The sequence below is a fragment of the Arthrobacter sp. SX1312 genome, from assembly GCF_002929295.1.
In the GTDB taxonomy this organism is placed as follows: Bacteria; Actinomycetota; Actinomycetes; order Actinomycetales; family Micrococcaceae; genus Arthrobacter_D.
This window is the reverse complement of the sequence record NZ_PJIM01000001.1, coordinates 1-17,956: the sequence shown is the minus strand read 5'-3', so window position 1 is coordinate 17,956 and position 17,956 is coordinate 1. Positions and strand designations below refer to the sequence as shown.

General features: G+C 71.3%; 15 protein-coding genes and 1 rRNA gene. 4 read left to right on the top strand and 12 right to left on the bottom strand.

Annotated features, from left to right (window positions below; all coding sequences use genetic code 11):
* Positions 1-20 precede the first annotated feature (20 nt).
* A complete protein-coding gene (locus tag CXQ92_RS00080) occupies positions 21-1,964 on the bottom strand; it encodes an AMP-binding protein (RefSeq protein WP_104164190.1) in 1,944 nt (647 codons plus the stop codon).
* A 192-nt stretch (positions 1,965-2,156) separates the two neighbouring features.
* On the opposite strand from CXQ92_RS00080, the gene CXQ92_RS00075 reads away from it, so the two are divergent.
* Genes CXQ92_RS00075 through CXQ92_RS00060 form a run of 4 tightly spaced genes read left to right on the top strand, consistent with a single transcriptional unit; the run spans position 2,157 to position 6,479 of the window.
* Positions 2,157-2,891 (top strand): GntR family transcriptional regulator, encoded by a 735-nt coding sequence (locus tag CXQ92_RS00075; protein ID WP_104164188.1) that lies wholly within the window; start codon positions 2,157-2,159, stop codon positions 2,889-2,891.
* On the top strand, positions 2,854-4,374 hold the full coding sequence (locus tag CXQ92_RS00070) for an MmgE/PrpD family protein (RefSeq protein ID WP_104164186.1): 1,521 nt from the start codon (positions 2,854-2,856) through the stop codon (positions 4,372-4,374). The genes CXQ92_RS00075 and CXQ92_RS00070 overlap by 38 nt, the downstream gene beginning before the upstream one ends.
* Positions 4,375-4,383: 9 nt before the next feature.
* Positions 4,384-5,340, top strand: coding sequence for a methylisocitrate lyase (prpB, locus tag CXQ92_RS00065; RefSeq protein WP_104164184.1), 957 nt, complete (start codon positions 4,384-4,386; stop codon positions 5,338-5,340).
* The gene (locus CXQ92_RS00060; protein ID WP_104164182.1) at positions 5,337-6,479 is read left to right on the top strand and encodes a bifunctional 2-methylcitrate synthase/citrate synthase; all 1,143 of its coding nucleotides are present in this window, start codon (positions 5,337-5,339) and stop codon (positions 6,477-6,479) included. Before prpB ends, CXQ92_RS00060 begins: the two co-directional genes overlap by 4 nt.
* 32 nt (positions 6,480-6,511) lie before the next feature.
* On the opposite strand, the gene CXQ92_RS00055 is transcribed toward CXQ92_RS00060, so the two are convergent.
* The 11 genes from CXQ92_RS00055 to rrf all read right to left on the bottom strand — a co-directional run bounded on the left by CXQ92_RS00055 (position 6,512) and on the right by rrf (position 17,700).
* Entirely contained in the window at positions 6,512-7,063 is a 552-nt protein-coding gene (locus CXQ92_RS00055) for an 8-oxo-dGTP diphosphatase (protein WP_181033504.1), read from the bottom strand.
* Between the two features lie 31 nt (positions 7,064-7,094).
* Positions 7,095-8,057 (bottom strand): site-specific tyrosine recombinase XerD, encoded by a 963-nt coding sequence (gene xerD, locus CXQ92_RS00050; protein WP_104164178.1) that lies wholly within the window; start codon positions 8,055-8,057, stop codon positions 7,095-7,097.
* A gap of 5 nt (positions 8,058-8,062) precedes the next feature.
* Entirely contained in the window at positions 8,063-8,749 is a 687-nt protein-coding gene (locus CXQ92_RS00045) for an NUDIX hydrolase (RefSeq protein WP_104164176.1), read from the bottom strand.
* Position 8,750: 1 nt separating this feature from the next.
* Positions 8,751-10,451, bottom strand: coding sequence for a CTP synthase (locus CXQ92_RS00040; protein ID WP_104164174.1), 1,701 nt, complete (start codon positions 10,449-10,451; stop codon positions 8,751-8,753).
* Entirely contained in the window at positions 10,448-12,175 is a 1,728-nt protein-coding gene (gene recN / locus CXQ92_RS00035; protein WP_104164171.1) for a DNA repair protein RecN, read from the bottom strand. The genes CXQ92_RS00040 and recN overlap by 4 nt, the downstream gene beginning before the upstream one ends.
* Positions 12,172-13,098 carry an NAD kinase gene (locus tag CXQ92_RS00030; protein ID WP_104164168.1) on the bottom strand — a complete coding sequence of 309 codons (927 nt, stop codon included), beginning with the start codon at positions 13,096-13,098 and terminating at the stop codon, positions 12,172-12,174. Before CXQ92_RS00030 ends, recN begins: the two co-directional genes overlap by 4 nt.
* The gene (locus CXQ92_RS00025; protein ID WP_104164166.1) at positions 13,091-13,939 is read right to left on the bottom strand and encodes a TlyA family RNA methyltransferase; all 849 of its coding nucleotides are present in this window, start codon (positions 13,937-13,939) and stop codon (positions 13,091-13,093) included. Before CXQ92_RS00025 ends, CXQ92_RS00030 begins: the two co-directional genes overlap by 8 nt.
* On the bottom strand, positions 13,926-14,141 hold the full coding sequence (locus CXQ92_RS00020) for a hypothetical protein (RefSeq protein ID WP_104164163.1): 216 nt from the start codon (positions 14,139-14,141) through the stop codon (positions 13,926-13,928). Before CXQ92_RS00020 ends, CXQ92_RS00025 begins: the two co-directional genes overlap by 14 nt.
* A gap of 161 nt (positions 14,142-14,302) precedes the next feature.
* On the bottom strand, positions 14,303-15,292 hold the full coding sequence (locus CXQ92_RS00015; protein ID WP_181033503.1) for an HAD-IIA family hydrolase: 990 nt from the start codon (positions 15,290-15,292) through the stop codon (positions 14,303-14,305).
* The gene (locus tag CXQ92_RS18350) at positions 15,285-16,910 is read right to left on the bottom strand and encodes a hypothetical protein (RefSeq protein WP_219815658.1); all 1,626 of its coding nucleotides are present in this window, start codon (positions 16,908-16,910) and stop codon (positions 15,285-15,287) included. Before CXQ92_RS18350 ends, CXQ92_RS00015 begins: the two co-directional genes overlap by 8 nt.
* A gap of 673 nt (positions 16,911-17,583) precedes the next feature.
* Positions 17,584-17,700, bottom strand: a 5S ribosomal RNA gene (rrf, locus tag CXQ92_RS00005).
* Positions 17,701-17,956 lie beyond the last annotated feature (256 nt).

Here is a 17,956-nt window from a genome sequence, read left to right as displayed (position 1 = left end):
CCCCGACGGTCCTCGGCGGCTCACCCGGCCGGCGACGGGCGCAGCAGCGGCTCCAGTGCGTCGAGCACCGAGGGGTCCTCGATCGTGGAGGGGACGGCGTACGCGCCGCCGGCCGCCATCTGCCGCATCGTCTTCCGCAGGATCTTGCCGGACCGCGTCTTCGGCAGTGCCTCGACGACGACGGCGGACCGGAAGTCGGCCACGGGGCCGATGGTGCGGCGGACCATCGCCACGAGCTCGTCCTCGAGCGTCGCCGGGTCGATGGAGACGCCCGCCTTGAGGACCACGTAGCCGCTCGCGCGCTGTCCCTTGACCGGGTCCTGCACCCCGAGCACGGCGCACTCGGCGACCGCGGGGTGCTGGGCGATCACCTGCTCGATCGCGCCCGTCGAGAGCCGGTGGCCGGCGACATTGATGACGTCGTCGGTGCGGCCCATGACGAACAGGTAGCCGTCCTCGTCCAGGTACCCGGAGTCGCCGCTCGTGTAGAAGCCTTCGAAGTCGCTGAGGTAGGCGTCCCGGTAGCGGTCGTCACTCCCCCACAGGGTGGTCAGGGTGCCGGGCGGGAGCGGGAGGCGCAGGGCGATGCTCCCCTCGGTCCCGGCCGGGACCGGTAACCCGCCGGGGTCGAGGATCACGACGTCGAACCCGGGTGAGGGCAGGGACGGCGACCCCGCCTTCAGCGGCACCCCGCCCAGTCCGCGCGGGTTCCCGCAGATGGGCCACCCGGTCTCCGTCTGCCACCAGTTGTCGACGACGGGCACTCCCAGGACCTCCCCGATCCACTCCGAGGTCCCCGTGTCGAGCCGCTCGCCGGCCGAGAAGAGCGTCTCCAGCGAGGAGAGGTCGTGGGACCGGACGGCCGCACCGGTGGGGTCCGCCCGACGGATGGATCGCAGTGCGGTGGGCGCGGTGAACAGCGCCGTGACGCGGTGCTGTTCGACGAGCCGGCCGAAAACCCCGGCGTCGGGGGTGCCCACGGGCTTCCCCTCGTACAGGACCGTCGTGGCCCCGGCCAGGAGCGGCCCGTAGACGATGTAGGAGTGACCCACCACCCAGCCGACGTCGGACGCCGTCAGCATGGTGTCTCCCGGCCCCACGCCGAAGATCGCCCGCATCGACCACGTGAGCGCGACGGCGTGCCCGCCGTTGTCGCGCACCACGCCCTTGGGGGAGCCCGTGGTGCCGGAGGTGTAGAGGATGTAGAGCGGGTCGGTCGCGGCGACCTCCACGGGCGGGACGGCCTCGGCGTCGGACACCGCCTCGTCCCAGTCCAGCCACCGCGTCCCGGGTTCCCGGTACTCGGCGACACCGTGGCTGAACCCGTCCCGTGCCCTGACGACGACGGGCGTCCCGACGCTGTCGGCGAGCGCGAGCGCCTCCTGGACCGCGGGGAGGTACTCGACGCGGCGGGCAGGTTCGATGCCGCCGTCCGCCGTCACGATCGCGGCCGGCCTCGCGTCCCTGATGCGGGCCGCCAGTTCGACGGCGGCGAACCCTCCGAAGACCACGGAGTGGACGGCGCCGATCCGCGCGCAGGCGAGCATGGCGACGGCGGCCTCGGGGATCATCGGCAGGTAGACGAGCACCCGGTCGCCCTTGCCGACGCCGAGGCGTGCGAGGACGCCGGCGAAGACGGCGACCTCGTCGCGGAGCTCGGCGTACGTGAGGGTGCGGACCGTCCCGTGCATCGCGGAGTCGTGGACGAGGGCCGCCTGGTCCCCCCGGCCGGCCTCGACGTGGCGGTCGAGCGCGTTGTAGCTGGTGTTGAGGGACGCCCCGGGGAACCAGCGGTGCAGGGGGGCGTCCGCGCTGTCCAGGGCCGCCGCGGGTGGGCTCATCCAGTCGATCGCACGCGCGGCCGCGAGCCAGAACCGTTCCGGGTCCGCGAGGCTCTCCGCGTGCAGGCGTCGGTAGTCCTGGCCGGGCAGAGCCCCGGGTCCGGCATCGTGTTCAGCAGCCATGATCGCCCCTCGTCGCGCGTGGATGGTGAGGACCAGTATCCACCATCCCCTTCTGTATACACAGACGTGATCCCTTCCGGGCGAGAGCCGTAGATTCTTGTACTAGTGGCCTCTTCTGCATACATTGGAGTCGGTACTGCGCCGTGACAACGGGCGGACCGGCACCACCAGGACGAGCGGGGAGGAGACGGGATGCGGGCCAGCGATCGCGCCTACACGCTCCTGCGCTCGGACATCGTCGAGTGGCGGCTGGCCCCGGGGGACGTGCTCGCCGAGGTCGAGCAGTCGGCGCGGCTCGGCGTCTCGCGGACCCCCCTGCGCGAAGCGCTCTCACGCCTCGTCGCCGAAGGCCTCGCCAGCCCGCACGCCGGGCGCGGCGTCGTCGTCTCCGCGATCTCCCTGGCTGCGGTCGCCGATCTCTTCGACGTCCGTGTACCCCTCGAATGCGCCGCCGTCCGGCTCGCCGCCGTGCGTGGCGACCGCACCGTCTTCGCGGCGCTCGCCGGGGAGTTCGCCCGGGCCGGTCGGCTCATCGGGGACGACGACGGCGGCCAGGACGCCTACTACGCCCTCGTGGCGCGGCTGGACCAGCAGATCGACGACGCGGCCGGGAACCGCTACCTACTGCAGGCCCAGAAACCGATCCGCACCCATCTGGCGCGGGTCCGGCGGCTGGCCCGGGACCATCCGGCCCGCCTCCTGGCCTCCGCCCGCGAGCACGAGCAGATCGCCCTCGCCCTGAGCACCGGCAACGCCGATCTCGCCGAGGCCTCGATGCGCGTGCACCTCCACATGAGCCTCCACCACCTGCTCGCCCCGCACCCGGACACCCCCCGGACCACTCCTGGACCGAACCCCGAACCAGCCCCGCAGCACCGAGAGGAACACCATGGTCGAACTCCACCCCGTCCGCGTCCACCGCAGTGAGGAGAACCTCCCCCGGGAGGGCCAACTCGCCTGGAAGATCGCCGAGGTCGCCACGGATCCCGTCGAGGTCACGGCGGAGGTCGCCGACATGGTGATCAACCGGATCATCGACAACGCCTCCGTGGCCCTCGCGTCGCTCAACCGCGCGCCCGTCGTCGCAGCCCGCGCCCAGGCGCTGAGCCACCCGGTCTCCGTGCACGGCTCAGGTGCCGCCGTCTTCGGCGTCGACTCCCCCGTCTCCGCCGAGTGGGCCGCCTGGGCCAACGGCGTCGCCGTCCGTGAGCTCGACTACCACGACACGTTCCTCGCGGCGGACTACTCGCACCCGGGGGACAACATCCCGCCCATCCTCGCCGCGGCGCAGCACACCGGCGCCTCGGGCCGGGACCTGGTCCGGGCGATCGCCACGGGCTACGAGATCCAGGTGGACCTCGTGAAGGCCATCTGCCTGCACGAGCACAAGATCGACCACGTCGCACATCTCGGCCCGTCCGCCGCAGCGGGCATCGGCACGCTGCTCGGCCTGGACGCCGACGTCATCTTCCACGCCGTCGGACAGGCCCTGCACACGACGACGGCGACCCGCCAGTCCCGCAAGGGCGAGATCTCCACCTGGAAGGCGCACGCCCCGGCGTTCGCCGGGAAGATGGCCGTCGAGGCCATCGACCGCGCCCTGCGCGGCCAGACCTCCCCCACGCCCATCTACGAGGGCGAGGACGGCGTGATCGCCTGGCTCCTCGACGGCCCCCAGGCCGCCTACGAGGTGCCCCTGCCGACGCAGGGCGAGCCGAAGCGCGCCATCCTCGACACCTACACCAAGGAGCACTCCGCCGAGTACCAGGCGCAGGCCTGGATCGACCTCGCCCGGCGTCTCCACGGCGCGCACCCCGAGGCCACGGACCCGGCGAACGTCGCCTCGGTCGTCATCCACACCTCCCACCACACCCACTACGTGATCGGCTCCGGCGCCAACGATCCGCAGAAGTACGACCCCTCGGCCTCCCGGGAGACGCTCGACCACTCGATCCCCTACATCTTCACCGTCGCGCTGCAGGACGGTCGCTGGCACCACGAGGACTCCTACGCCCCCGAGCGGGCCGCACGGCCGGACACGGTGGCGCTCTGGCACAAGGTCACCACGCTCGAGGACCCCGAGTGGACCCGCCGCTACCACTCCCTGGACATCGCGGAGAAGGCCTTCGGCGGGCGGGTCGAGATCACGCTCACGGACGGCACCGTCATCACCGACGAGATCGCCGTCGCGGACGCACACCCCCTCGGCGCCCGTCCCTTCGCCCGTGCCGACTACATCGCGAAGCTGCGCATGCTCGCCACGGGCGTCGTCGACGACGCCGAGCTGGACCGCTTCCTCGCCGCCGTCGAGCAGCTGCCGGACCTGCCGGCCGGCTCGCTGGGGCAACTGAACATCCTGGCGCGCCCGGGCGTCGTCGATGCGGCCGCCGCGCCGCAGGGACTCCTCTAGGAGGCCGCCGTGCTGTACTCGAGCGTCACCCCCGACCAGAAGCGCAGAGCCCTCAGGGACGGGCTCGCCTCCGGGCGCGTCCAGCAGTTCCCGGGCGCCTTCAACCCGCTCTCGGCCCGCCTGATCGCCGACAAGGGCTTCGACGGCGTCTACATCTCCGGGGCGGTCATCGCCGCCGATCTCGGCCTGCCGGACATCGGCCTCACGACGCTGACGGAGGTCGCGCAGCGCGCCGGGCAGATCGCGCGCATGACCGACCTGCCGTGCATCGTCGACGCCGATACCGGGTTCGGCGAGCCGATGAACGTGGCCCGCAGCGTGCAGGAGCTCGAGAACGCGGGCCTCGCGGGCTGCCACATCGAGGACCAGTTCAACCCGAAACGCTGCGGCCACCTCGACGGGAAGAACGTCGTCGACCTCGACACGGCCGTGAAGCGCATCCGTGCCGCCGCCGACGCCCGCCGGGACCCGAACTTCCTCATCATGGCGCGCACGGACATCCGCGGCACGGACACCCTGGAGGCCGCCTGCGAGCGGTCGCGGGCTCTCGTCGAAGCCGGGGCCGACGCCATCTTCCCCGAGGCCCTGCGGAGCCTCGAGGAGTTCCGCGCCATCCGTGACGCCGTGGACGTGCCGATCCTGGCCAACATGACCGAGTTCGGCAAGAGCGACCTCTTCACCGTCGAACAGCTGCAGGAGGTGGGCGTCACCATGGTGATCTATCCCGTCACGCTGCTGCGCAGTGCGATGGGCGCCGCCGAGCGTACGCTGGACTCGATCAGGACGCAGGGGACGCAGGAGCCGGCCGTGGCCGGCATGCAGACGCGGAGCCGGCTCTACGAGCTGGTGGACTACGAGGGCTACAACCGCTTCGACTCCTCCGTCTTCGACTTCGAGATTCCCGACGGACGCCCGCCGGGAAGCCCCGGATCCGCACGACCGACTGCACAGGAGGACCAGGCGTGACAGAACCACAGATCCACAAGGGGCTCGCGGGAGTCGTGGTGGACTACACCGCGATCTCAAAGGTCAATCCGGACACCAATTCGCTCCTGTACCGGGGATACCCCGTGCAGGAGCTCGCCGGGCACCGCGACGTCGAGGACGTCGCCTACCTGCTGTGGAACGGCGAACTGCCGGACCCCGGGGAGCGGGCGCGGTTCGACGCCTTCGAGCGCGCGCACCGGGCCCTCCCCGAGCAGGTGGTCGCGGCAATCGACCTGCTGCCGCTGACGGCCCACCCCATGGACGTGGCGCGGACGGCGGTCTCCGTGCTGGGCGCCTGCCACCCGCTGGCGAACGACACCTCGGTCGAGGCGAACATGGAGAAGGCCGCCACGCTGTTCGCGGTGTTCCCCGCCGTCGTCGCGTACGATCAGCGCCGCCGCCGCGGGCAGGCCCGCGTGGAGCCCCGCGACGATCTCGGCTACTCGGCGAACTTCCTGTGGATGACCTTCGGGGAGGAGGCCCCCGCCGAGGTGGTGCACGCGTTCGACGTCTCGATGGTCCTGTACGCGGAGCATTCCTTCAACGCGTCGACCTTCACCGCGAGGGTCATCACCTCCACCCTCTCCGACCTGCATTCGGCCGTGACCGGCGCGATCGGCGCCCTCAAGGGAGCACTGCACGGCGGGGCGAACGAGGCCGTCATGCACACCTTCGAGGAGATCGGCATCCGCGAGGACGAGTCGACCGAGGAGGCCGCGGCCCGTGCGAAGGCGTGGATGGAGGAGGCGCTGGCCGCGAAGAAGAAGGTCATGGGGTTCGGCCACCGCGTCTACAAGAACGGCGATTCCCGGGTCCCCACCATGAAGTCCGCGCTCGACGCCATGGTTCGACACTACGGCCGCAGCGAGATCCTGGGGCTGTACTCCGGCCTCGAGACGGCGATGGACGAGGCCAAGGGCATCAAGCCGAACCTCGACTACCCCGCCGGGCCCACCTACCACCTCATGGGGTTCGACACGGAGATGTTCACACCGCTCTTCATCGCGGCGCGGATCACCGGCTGGACCGCGCACATCATGGAGCAGACGGCCGCCAACTCGCTCATCCGCCCGCTGAGCCTCTACAACGGGCCGGACGAGCGGCACGTCGGGGGCTGAGCCCGCCGTCGGCGGCGTCGTCGTCGTCGTGCTCAGTCGACGACGACGCCGGCGACGCTCTCGTTGTCGGTGGCCATGACGAACCGGGCACGGACCGGCCGTCCTGCGAGGAGCGCCGGGATCCAGTGCGGGGCGTCCTGCCACATGTCCTGCCAGGGGATGGCGTCGACGCCGTACCAGCGCGGTTCGATCTCCTCGCAGGCTTCGGCTGCGGCGTCCCCGGCCTCTGCCGTGAACAGCGACGCCGCCATGTTCCAGGCGGGCTCTGCGGGGAAGTGCCAGGTGATCTCCCCGGCCGCATGCACGTCCGCCGGCACGAGATCGATGCCGCTCTCCTCCGCGACCTCGCGCACCGCCGCCTCGCGGGCGGTCTCCCGACCGTCGATCTTCCCGCCGAGGGCCACGACCCGGCCGGTACCGAACCCGGTGCGCTTGAGACCGAGCAGTACCTGCCTGCCGCCGCGACCGTCACCGCCCTGGTCGCCGTCACCGACCCTGTCACCGTCACCGTCCCGGAAGAGGAAGCACAGGACCACACGCCGGTAGTCGACGCCGTCGATGCGCACCCACTCGCCGGATGGCACGGGATCCGCGTCCCGCCCCGGCGCTCCCGTGTCAGGCAAGGGCCCGCGGATGGGCCGCCGCGTACACTTCCCGCAGCGTGTCGGCGGTGACCAGCGTGTAAACCTGCGTCGTGGTGACCGAGGCGTGGCCGAGGAGTTCCTGCACCACGCGCACGTCCGCCCCGCCCTCGAGCAGGTGGGTGGCGAAGGAGTGCCGGAGCGTGTGGGGCGATACCTCGCGCGTGACCCCGGCGCGTTCTGTCGCGGTCTTGAGGATGGTCCACGCGCTCTGGCGGCTGAGGCGCCCTCCCCGCATGTTGAGGAACAGGGCAGGACTGCCCGTGCCCTTCGAGGCCAGACCCGGGCGGCCCTGCACGAGGTAGGCCTCGACGGCCCGGGCGGCGTAGGACCCGACGGGGACGAGGCGCTCCTTCGACCCCTTGCCGGTGAGCCGGACCACGGCGGGGCCGTCCGCGGCGTCGGTCACGGAGACGTCGTCGACGTCCAGCCCCACCGCCTCGCTGATCCTGGCCCCCGTCGAGTACAGGAACTCGAGCAGGGCGCGGTCGCGCTGGCCCGAGGGGGAGCCCGTGTCGACGGCCTCGAGGATGCGCACCACCTCCGGGACGGGGATCGCCTTCGGCAGGCGGCGCCCCGCCAGGGGCGGGTGCACGTCGCGGGCCGGGTCCCCCGCGGTGATGCCCTCCAGGGCCCAGAACCGGTGCAGGCCTCGGACTGCGACGACGGTCCGCGCGGCGGACCGCGGGCTCAGGGGCGACAGGCCGTCCTCCCCCGAGACGACGGCCTGCGCGAAGGCGGAGACGTCATGGCGCGTGATGCGGGCGGCGTCCTCCACGCCCCGGGCGCCGAGGAACGCCTCGTACCGCCGCAGGTCGCGCCGGTAGGCCGCGAGCGTGTTGGCCGACAGGCCCCGCTCCACGGACATGTGCTGCAGATAGTCGCGGACGAGCACGGTCAGCGGTCCGTCGTCGCCCGCGGGTGCCGTTCCCGGCATGATCGTCAGTCCCCGAGTACTGCACCGCGCGGCCAGGCGGAGTGCTGGCTGGGGTGCTCGGGCCAGGGGGCCGACGCGGGGCGGAGACCGGCGAAGCCGTCCTCGCGTGCCACCCGGGCCGCCAGGATCGCCGCGGCCGCGGACGGGCTGTGGATGCGCCCCTCGAGGACGGCGTCCACGGCGGCGTCGAGGTCCACCCATTTCAGCTCGATCTCGGCTTCCTCATGGGTGCGCGTGTGCCGGTCCGCCTCGGGGACATCCCCGACGTCGCGCGCCAGATAGACGCGCAGCGCCTCCGAGGAGGACCCCGGCGAGAGGAACAGGTCCACGAGGACGTTCCATCGCCCTGCGGTGAGATCGGCTTCCTCCGCGAGCTCGCGGGCCGCGGCGTCGACGAAGTCCTCGCCCTCCTCGTCGAGCAGGCCGGCGGGGATCTCCCACAGCGCCATGCGCACCGGGTGCCGGTACTGGCGCAGCAGGAGGACCTGGCCGTCGTCGTTCAGCACCAGGACGGCGACGGCACCCGGGTGCTGGATGAAGTCCCGGGTGATGGTCTCACCGTCGCCGGTCAGCGTGAACTGCTCGCTGACGACGTCCCACACCCGCCCCTCGTAGACCGTGGTGGTCCCGAGGAGCCGGCGCGGGCTCTGCTCGTCGCCGAAGCCGGCGTCGCTGCTCCCCGAGGGCTGCACGTCAGACCTTCGCGCCGCGGCGTTCGAGGGCGGCCTTGACCAGGCCCGCGAACAGCGGGTGCGGCCGCGTGGGGCGCGAGCCCAGTTCGGGGTGGGCCTGCGTCGAGACGTAGTACGGGTGCACGTCCTTCGGCAGCTCCGCGAACTCCACCAGCTTGCCGTCCGTCGTCGTGCCGGAGAACACGAGGCCGGCGTCGGCGATCTGCTCGCGGTACTCGTTGTTCACCTCGTACCGGTGGCGGTGGCGTTCGAACACCGTCGTCTTGCCGTAGGTCCCGGCGACCACGGAGCCTTCCTGGAGCTTGGCCTCCCAGCGGCCCAGGCGCATGGTGCCGCCCATGTCACCCTCACCGCTGACGATGTGGAGCTGCTCGGCCATGGTCGCGATGACCGGGTACTCCGTGTCGGGCTCGAACTCACTCGACGACGCGCCCTCGAGGCCGACGACGTTCCGGGCGTATTCGATGACCATGCATTGCAGTCCGAGGCAGAGGCCCAGGGTGGGGATCCTGTTCTCCCGGGCGTAGGTCAGCGCGCCGAGCTTGCCCTCCAGGCCGCGGATGCCGAAGCCGCCCGGTATGCAGATGGCGTCGACGCCGTCGAGGGCCTGCTTGGCCCCCTCGGGGGTCTGGCACTCGTCCGAGGGGACCCACTTGATGGTGACCTTCGTCTTGTTCGCGAACCCGCCGGCGCGCAGCGCCTCGGTGACGGAGAGGTACGCGTCGGGCAGGTCGATGTACTTGCCGACGAGCGCCACCTCGACGTGGTGCTTCGGGTTGTGGACGACGTCGAGGAGCTTGTTCCACCGCGTCCAGTTGACGTCCTTGAACTTCAGGTCGAGCGCCTGGACGATGTACGCGTCGAGGCCCTGGGCGTGGAGCGTCTTCGGGATGTCGTAGATGCTCGGGGCGTCGGCCGCGTTGACGACCGCGTCGATGTCGACGTCGCACATGCGGCCGATCTTCTCCCGCATCGCCATGGGCACCTCGCGGTCCGAGCGGATCACGATGGCGTCGGGCTGGATGCCGATGGAGCGCAGCATCGCCACGGAGTGCTGGGTGGGCTTGGTCTTGAGCTCCTGCGAGGGTCCGATGTACGGGACCAGGGAGACGTGCAGGAAGAAGACGTTGTTCCGGCCGATGTCCTGGCGGACCTGGCGGGCCGATTCGAGGAAGGGCTGCGACTCGATGTCGCCCACCGTCCCGCCGATCTCGGTGATGATGACGTCCGGTGCCTTCCTGCCCGGAGTGTGCTCCGCCGGCAGGCGCATGCGGCGCTTGATCTCGTCCGTGATGTGCGGGATGACCTGCACGGTGTCGCCGAGGTACTCGCCGCGGCGTTCCTTCGCGATGACCGTCGAGTACACCTGGCCGGTCGTCACGTTCGCCGACCCGTCGAGGTTCTCGTCGAGGAACCGCTCGTAGTGCCCGATGTCGAGGTCGGTCTCTGCGCCGTCGTCCGTCACGAAGACTTCACCGTGCTGGAAGGGGTTCATCGTGCCGGGGTCGACGTTGAGGTAGGGATCAAGCTTCTGCATCGTCACGGAGAGGCCACGCGCCCTCAGGAGGTGACCCAGGCTGGAGGCCGTCAGTCCCTTGCCGAGTGAGGAGGCCACGCCGCCAGTCACGAAGATGTGCTTGGTCGTTGCGGATTTAAGGAACCGGGAGTTTAGTTGCTGCGCCACGGAATTCGAGACTATCACCGAGCGGCGGTCCGGGCAGCATCAGCGAGCAGTTCCTCCGCGTGGGCGCGCGCCGAGGCCGAGTCCTCCTGGCCGGCGAGCATCCTCGCGAGCTCGCGGACGCGCTCGTCGTCGGACAGCACCTCGACGTCGCTGGCCGTCACTCCCCCGCCCTCCCCGTCCCGGGAGACGTTCTTGGTGACCCGGATGTGCCGGGCGGCGAACGCGGCGACCTGCGGCAGGTGGGTCACCACGATGACCTGTACGTGCTCGGCCAGCATGGCCAGCCGCCGACCGATCTCGACGGCGGCCTTGCCTCCGACGCCTGCGTCCACCTCGTCGAACACGAAGGTGGGCACCGGGTCGACGGCGGCGAGGACCACTTCGATCGCGAGCATGACACGGGAGAGCTCTCCGCCCGACGCCCCCTTGCCCAGGGCACGCGGCGCGGAGCCGGGATGCGGCTGCAGGTTGAAGGAAATGTCGTCCGCACCGTGGACGGAGAGCGACTCGCCCGGCGTGACCTCGATGAGCAGTTCGGCGTCCGGCATGGCCAGCGCCGTCAGCTCGTCGCTCACCTTCCGCGCCAGGCTCTCGGCCGCCGCGCGGCGGAGGGAGGACAGGGTGTCGGCGAGCCCGTGCACCTGCCGGTCGAGGTCGGCGATGACGTCGTCGAGTTCCTCCACGCGGGAGGAGTCGCCGCTGAGTTCGAGCAGCCGCTTGACGGCGTCCTCCTGCCACGCCAGCACCTCGTCGATGGTGGGGGCGTACTTCCGGACGAGGACGGAGAGTGCGGCCCTCCGCGACTCGACCTCCTCGAGCCGGCCGGCGCCCTCGCTGTCGAGCGCCGTCCCGTAACCGGCCAGTTCCGCGGAGATGTCCGCCAGGAGGTAACCCACCTCGGCGAGCCGCTCGGCGAGCCTGCCCAGGTCGGCGTCGTGCTCCGCGACTGCCTCGAGCTGGCGTTTCGCCTCGTCGACCAGGGAGACCGCGTCCGCGCTGGCCCCGATCTCCTCGGACACGAGGGCCTGATGGGCCACGAGCGCCGCGGTGCGGAGCTCCTCGAGGTTGCCGAGGCGCATCGACTCGGCCTTCAGGGCGGCGTCCTCTCCCGGCTGCGGGTCGAGGTCGCCGATCTCCGTCAGCGCCGCCTCGAGGCCCTCGGCCTCCCGCAGGCGTTCCCGAGCCTCGCTCCTCAACCGGTCACGCTCGGTGAGGGCGTCGCGCCACTGGCGGAACGCCTCACCGTAGGCGCGGAGCGCCTCGTCGACGGGCCTGCCGCCGAACTTGTCGAGCGCCTGCCGCTGCGCGGCTGCGCCCTTCAGCCGCAACTGGTCCGATTGCCCGTGCACGACGACGAGTTCGTCGCCCAGTTCGGCGAGGACCCCGACGGGCGCGGCGCGGCCTCCCACGTACGCCCGGCTGCGACCCTCACTGGTCACGGTACGGGCGAGGATCAGCTCGGCCATGCCGTCGTACTCCTCCAGGGCGGCTCCTGCCTCCGCGGCCCGCAGGGCGGGGGAGCTCGTCGGTTCGAGCCGCAGCACGGCCTCGGCGGACGCTGATCCGGCCCCGAGCCGGACGGCGCCGGCGTCGGACCGGGCACCGCGGAGCAGTCCGAGGGCCGTGATGACCATCGTCTTGCCCGCGCCGGTCTCGCCGGTGACGACCGTCAGGCCGGGCCCGAGGCGGAGGGTGGCGTCGGTGATGACGCCGAGGTCGCGGATGCGCATTTCCTCGATCATCGTGTGGGTCCGTCTTGGTGCTGCAGGGGGCCCCGCCACCCCTGGATGGGCAGTTCGAACTTGCGGACGAGGCGCTCGGAGAACGGCGTCTGCCGGGTGCGGGCGAGGCGTACCGGGTTGTTGGAGCGCCGCACCTCGATGCGCGCGCCGGGCGGCAGGTCGATGCTCCGCCGTCCGTCGCACCACAGCACGCCGGCGGCGTCGGTGCGGGTCAGCAGTTCGACGGCGAGCACGGAGGTGGGCGCGACGACGAGCGGCTTCGCGAACAGGGCGTGGGCGCTGATGGGCACCATGAGCAGTGCCTCGACCTCCGGCCACACGATGGGTCCGCCGGCGGAGAATGCGTACGCGGTCGATCCGGTGGGGGTGGCGAGGACCACGCCGTCGCAGCCGAAGGAGCTGACCGGGCGGCCGTCGACCTCCATGACCACCTCGATCATGCGTTCGCGGTTCGCCTTCTCGATGGCGGCCTCGTTCAGCGCCCAGCTCTGCCCGAGCAGGGTATCGCCCTGCCAGACGAGGACCTCGATGGTGGTCCGCTCCTCGACGGTGTAGCTGCGGTCCGCGACCCAGCGCACCGTCTCGGCGAGGTCGGCCCGCTCGCTCTCCGCGAGGAAGCCCACGTGCCCGAGGTTGACGCCGAGCAGGGGGATGTCGGCCTCCCGCACCAGCTCCGCGGCGCGCAGGATGGTGCCGTCGCCGCCGAGGACCATGACGAGCTCGACGTCGCCGAAGTCGACGCCGTCGGCCAGCTCCTCGGCGGGCGCGGCGAGGGCGCCGTACTCGCCCTGGAGGTCGGCGAGTTCCTCCTGGCGCATGACGGGCGTGAGCCCGAGGTCGTGGAGGCGCGTGCACGCTTCCTGCGCCGCGATCATCGCGTTCCTGCGGCCGGTGTGCGCGAGCACCAGAATTCGTCTACTCATCAAGCTCCGTCTGATTGGTCGGTCGGGGCGGCGGGAAGAGTGCTGCCTGGGCGAGCGCCTGTTCCGTCAACCGGTCGAGCTCCCCCTCGATCCTAGGCACCATCGCCCGGCTCGGCATCTTTATCCACACGAAGTACTCGAGGTTGCCATCCTGTCCGGGCAATTCGCTCTGCGCGAGGCCGCCGATGTCCAGCCCGCACTCGAGGGCGCTGCGCAGCACGCCGGCCACCGCGCGCCGGCGTGCCTCCGGCGAGGTGACGACGCCGAGGCGGTTGAGGCCGCTGCGCCCCACCTCGAACTGGGGTTTCACCATCAGGAGCAGATCTCCGCCGGGGACCGTCGCGCCCGCCAGGGCCGCCATCACGAGCCGGAGGGAGATGAACGAGAGATCGGCGACGGTCAGCTGGACCGGCCCGCCGATGTGCACGGGCTCGAGGTGCCGGACGTTCATGCCCTCGAACACGTGCACCCGCGGGTCGTCGCGCAGCTGCTGCACGAGCTGGCCGTGACCCACGTCGACTGCCGCGACCTCGCGTGCACCGCGGCGGAGCAGGACATCCGTGAACCCGCCGGTAGAGGCTCCGGCGTCGAGGCAGCGCCGACCCGCCGGGTCGACGCCGGGGAAGGCGCGCAGGGCGCCGTCGAGCTTGGTCCCTGCACGGCTCACGTAGTCCTCGCCCTGCTCCTCGACGGAGAGGACGTCCCCGGGCGGGATCGGGATCGAGGGCTTTCGCGCCACGACGCCGCCCCTGAGCACCCTGCCGGCGGCGATCAGCTGGGCCGCGTGCGAGCGGGAGCGTGCCAGCCCCCGGGCCACGAGTTCCTGGTCAAGCCGAGCCATGGGCCCCCGCCTGACGGAACGTCCGGTCCTGGTCCAGCTCCCCGCTCAGCCGGTCATGGACGTCCAGGTACACGCCAGCGTGCTCCGCGACCGGGAGGTCCTCCAGCCCGTCGAGGAGTCGGAGGATCCGGTCGACGTGTGTGTCCTCCGTCCAGGACGACGGCGTGCCGCCCTCCGGAGCGTCGGCCTGCGCCTCGTCCATCTGATCCCCTCCCGGTGCCCTGCGTGTAGCGGTGTGGTCTGCGTGTAGCGGTGTGGCCTGCGTGTAGCGGTGTGGCCTGCCTGTCCGGCGCGTGCTGCGTGTAGCGGTGTGGCCTGCCTGTAGCGGTGTGGCCTGCCTGTCCGGCGCGTGCTGCGTCCGGCCTAGTCAGCGGCGTCGAAGCTCACGTGGGGTACGGTCGCCGTCGTCGTTCCAGGGTGGGCGGCCCACCAGGCGGCGCAGGCCGCACGCCAGCTGTCGACGTCGTCCTCGCGGCCGGTGATGGCCACCGTCGAGCCGGAGACGCGCGCCGTCGCGTCGCCACACGTGGATGCGCCGGCCTCGCCGGTGACCGCGGGGTACTCCTCGTACAGTTCCGCGAGGGAGCCGAGGAGGTAGTCCGGGCGTTCGTCGGCGCGTGCCGCCAGGGCTGTCCTGACGGAGTCCACGCCGGTGAGGACGAGGGCCGTGGCCATGCCCGCCCGGTTGCCGCCCAGGATGTCCGTGTCGAGGCGGTCCCCCACCACGAGGGCGCGCTCGGCGCCCGAATGGCGTGCGGCCGTCCGGAAGAGAGCTGCCTCCGGCTTGCCGGCCACGGAGGGTGATCGTCCGGTCGCGGCGGTGACCGCAGCGACCAGGGTCCCGTTGCCGGGGGCGATCCCGCGCTCCTGCGGGATGGACAGGTCGGTGTTGGTCGCGACCCACACCGCGCCCGCGGCGACGGCGTAGGCCGCCTCCGCGAGGTCCTTCCACCCGAGGTCCGGCGAGAATCCCTGGATGACGGCGTCCGGGGTGTCAGCCGCTGATCCGACGACGACGAGCCCCTGCTGCCGGACGCAGTCGGCGAGGGACCTGCTGCCGACCACGAGGACCGACGAGCCGGCGGGCACCAGGCCGGCCAGCAGTTCCGCGCCCGCCAGCGCGGACCCGAAGACCTGGTCGCCACGGGCCGGCGCTCCGAGTTCCCGCAGGTGTGCGGCCACCTGCTCGGAGGATCGCGAAGCGTTGTTCGTCACGTAGGCAAGGCTCTTGCCCTCGTCCGCGAGCCGTTCCAGGGCGGCTGTGGCCCCCGGGATGGCCCGAGGTCCGGCGTACACGACGCCGTCGAGGTCCGCGAGCACGCCGTCGTAGGCGTCGATCAACCGATCACTCATCGACGGCGTCCTGCGGGCCCGTCACGTCGGACGCCGCTGAGAACTCGACCGGCGTCGACGGTGCCACTGCAGAGCCGGCATCCTTGGCATCTTCGGTGTCTTCGGCATCCTTGGCATCCGACGGCGCGAGGTCAGCGGTTCCCGCGTCATCCATGCTGAACAGCATCTCGGTCTGGAGCGGCTGCACCGCAGCAGCCGACTCACCGGCCGGGATGGCGTCGACGGGCACCGGGTCGGCCTTCACTGCCGGCTCATCCGCCTCGGTCGAAGCACCCGCCGGCTCAGGCGCGCGCTCGTGCTCGCGCTCGTCCGTATCCTCGTCAGCGCCTTCCAACACGGCGGCGGAAGGCCGCTCGCCGTCAGCAGGCTCTCCGACCGCTGCTGCCGTCCCGACGGCATCGGCATCATCCGTTGCGTCCACTCTTGACACATCGTCCGTCGCGTCCGCCGCGTCGAAGAGCGAAGCGGCTTCCGCGGACTCGTCGGCGGACTCGCCGCTTACTGCTGACGCCTCACCGGCAGGCCTGTCGGCCGCGGCGCCTACGGGCGTTGGTGCTGGTGCACCGAGGATGTCCGCCACCTTCGGCACCGGGCCGGGAGCAGGTTCGTCGTCCTCGCCGAGGTCGATGATGTCGGGCTCGAGCTCGTCGTCCAGGCCGAGGGCCTTCTCCGCGACCCGGGCCTGGCGCCGCCACTTCTCCGACTCACCGGACCGTCCGGCCGCGTCGAGAGCCGCCGCGTAGGCACGGAACAGGCGGGGTGTGAAGGAGAACGCCCGGTGCAGGTCGAGCTGAGGGATCTCCAGGGCGGCGACGGCGGCATCCAACTGGCCCAGGTCCGTGCGCGCACCGGACACCACCATGGCGAGTTCGGCCTTGCCCGCGGCGTCCAGCGACTCGGCCTCCTCGCTGCGGGCGAGGTCCAGCGCCCTGTCGGGACGCCCCAGACCGCGTTCACAGTCGGCCATTACCGGGAGATGGACATTGGAACCGCTGATCCTGCGGAACGTCCGGAACTCACGGAGGGCTTCACCGTAGTGTCCCGCACCGTACGCCGTCAGCCCGACGGCCTCCCGGACGGCAGCGAGTCGTCCGCCGCGGCGGCTGGCAGCGAGGGCATGCTGGAAGGCGAGCTCCGGGTCGACGTCGAGCAGTCGACCCGCCATCACGAGGTGCTTGGCGACCCACAGAGCGCTGCGTTCCTCGAGGTTGCGGATCTGCGCCCGCGTCACGCGGTCGAGCTCGTCGCCCTTGACGTCCTCGTCGATCTCCGGGGAACGCTCGCGGTCCGGCCTGTTGGCACTCCGGAGGTCCCGTGCGTTGTGGGGGCGTGGCGCTGCGGACTCCTCCGCTCCGTAGCCCTGATGGCGGTCACTGTCCCTGCGCTCGGGGCCGGCACCTCTCTCCTGGCGATCCGATGGTCGCCGGTTGGCGTTGCCGCGCTCGGGTGAACGCCGCTGCCCGGACTGGCCCTCACCGGACGAGGACCGCGGCTGCCACGGCCGGTCGCGACCCTCATCGGACCGGCGCGTCGGAGCCTGGCCGCGGCCGGAGGAACGCGACTGCCGGTCGGCGGCGGAGCCCGACGACGACCCACCGCGGGAGGCCGATCCACGCAACTCGGCGCCTCTCCCCTCCTCGGAGCCTCGTGCCGGACGACCTGTCGACCGCGGTGCTGTCCGATCGGGATCCTGAGCTTTGCGGTCACTCCACTGCTGCCTGCTGCCAGCGGCCCCGGGCTGACCCGTCCGCTCGTCGCGTGGCCGATCCGCACGGTCCCGGCCGGCTCGCTCAGGCCGCCCGCCCCGGCTTCCAGCACCATGCGCGTCCGAATGCCCCTTCCAGGCCGGCCGATCGGTGCGACTGTCAGCCGACGCACGGGGAGTCGACGAGCGAGAGTCCTTGCCGGCCGACTTCGAGCCCCAGGAGTGGCGGCGTTCGGGCTGACCGGACCCTCCCTGATTGCCTTCCGGCACCCCGTCCGACGGGTCGGCATCTCCGTCTCGTCCGGCAGTGTGCTCCTGCTCAGCCATGGCAGCGCGGTCCTCTCATCAGGTTCCGGCATCTCTACCGGCGGGTCTCTATTGTGCTGTGGGTTCTACCCATCTATGGAACCACGAAGCGATCGCCTCTACTTCATCGTGCTGCCCGGGACGGCCGCTTGTGGTGCATGCCTCTGCGCCACCGCGCCGCGTGCTCGGCACACGAACCATACCGATCACGGCGTCCTGATGGGTGGGTGGTTAACGAGGAAAGACCCCACCGTGGTGGGGTCTTTGCTCGTGAGTGGTTGTCCGGCGGTGTCCTACTCTCCCACACTCTCTCGGGTGCAGTACCATCGGCGCTGTGGGTCTTAGCTTCCGGGTTCGGAATGGGACCGGGCGTTTCCCCCACGCTATGACCGCCGTAACCCTTGCTACCTGACGCACCCGTGGTCCTGTCCCGCGTTGGCGGGTGGGGTGGGTGCCGGTAAATCTGTGGGGTTACATCGTGTCGGACCGGGCACGGGGTCCGGGGGTCCTGATCGTGGGATCGGGTGGTCCCCGGGGGGTGCCTGGTCGTGGATGTACCAGTATTCAGTTGTGGTTCTTCGGTGGTGGTTCTTCGGTGGTTCCTGTTGTTGGTTGGGAACCGCATAGTGGACGCGTAGCATGTGATCTTCACT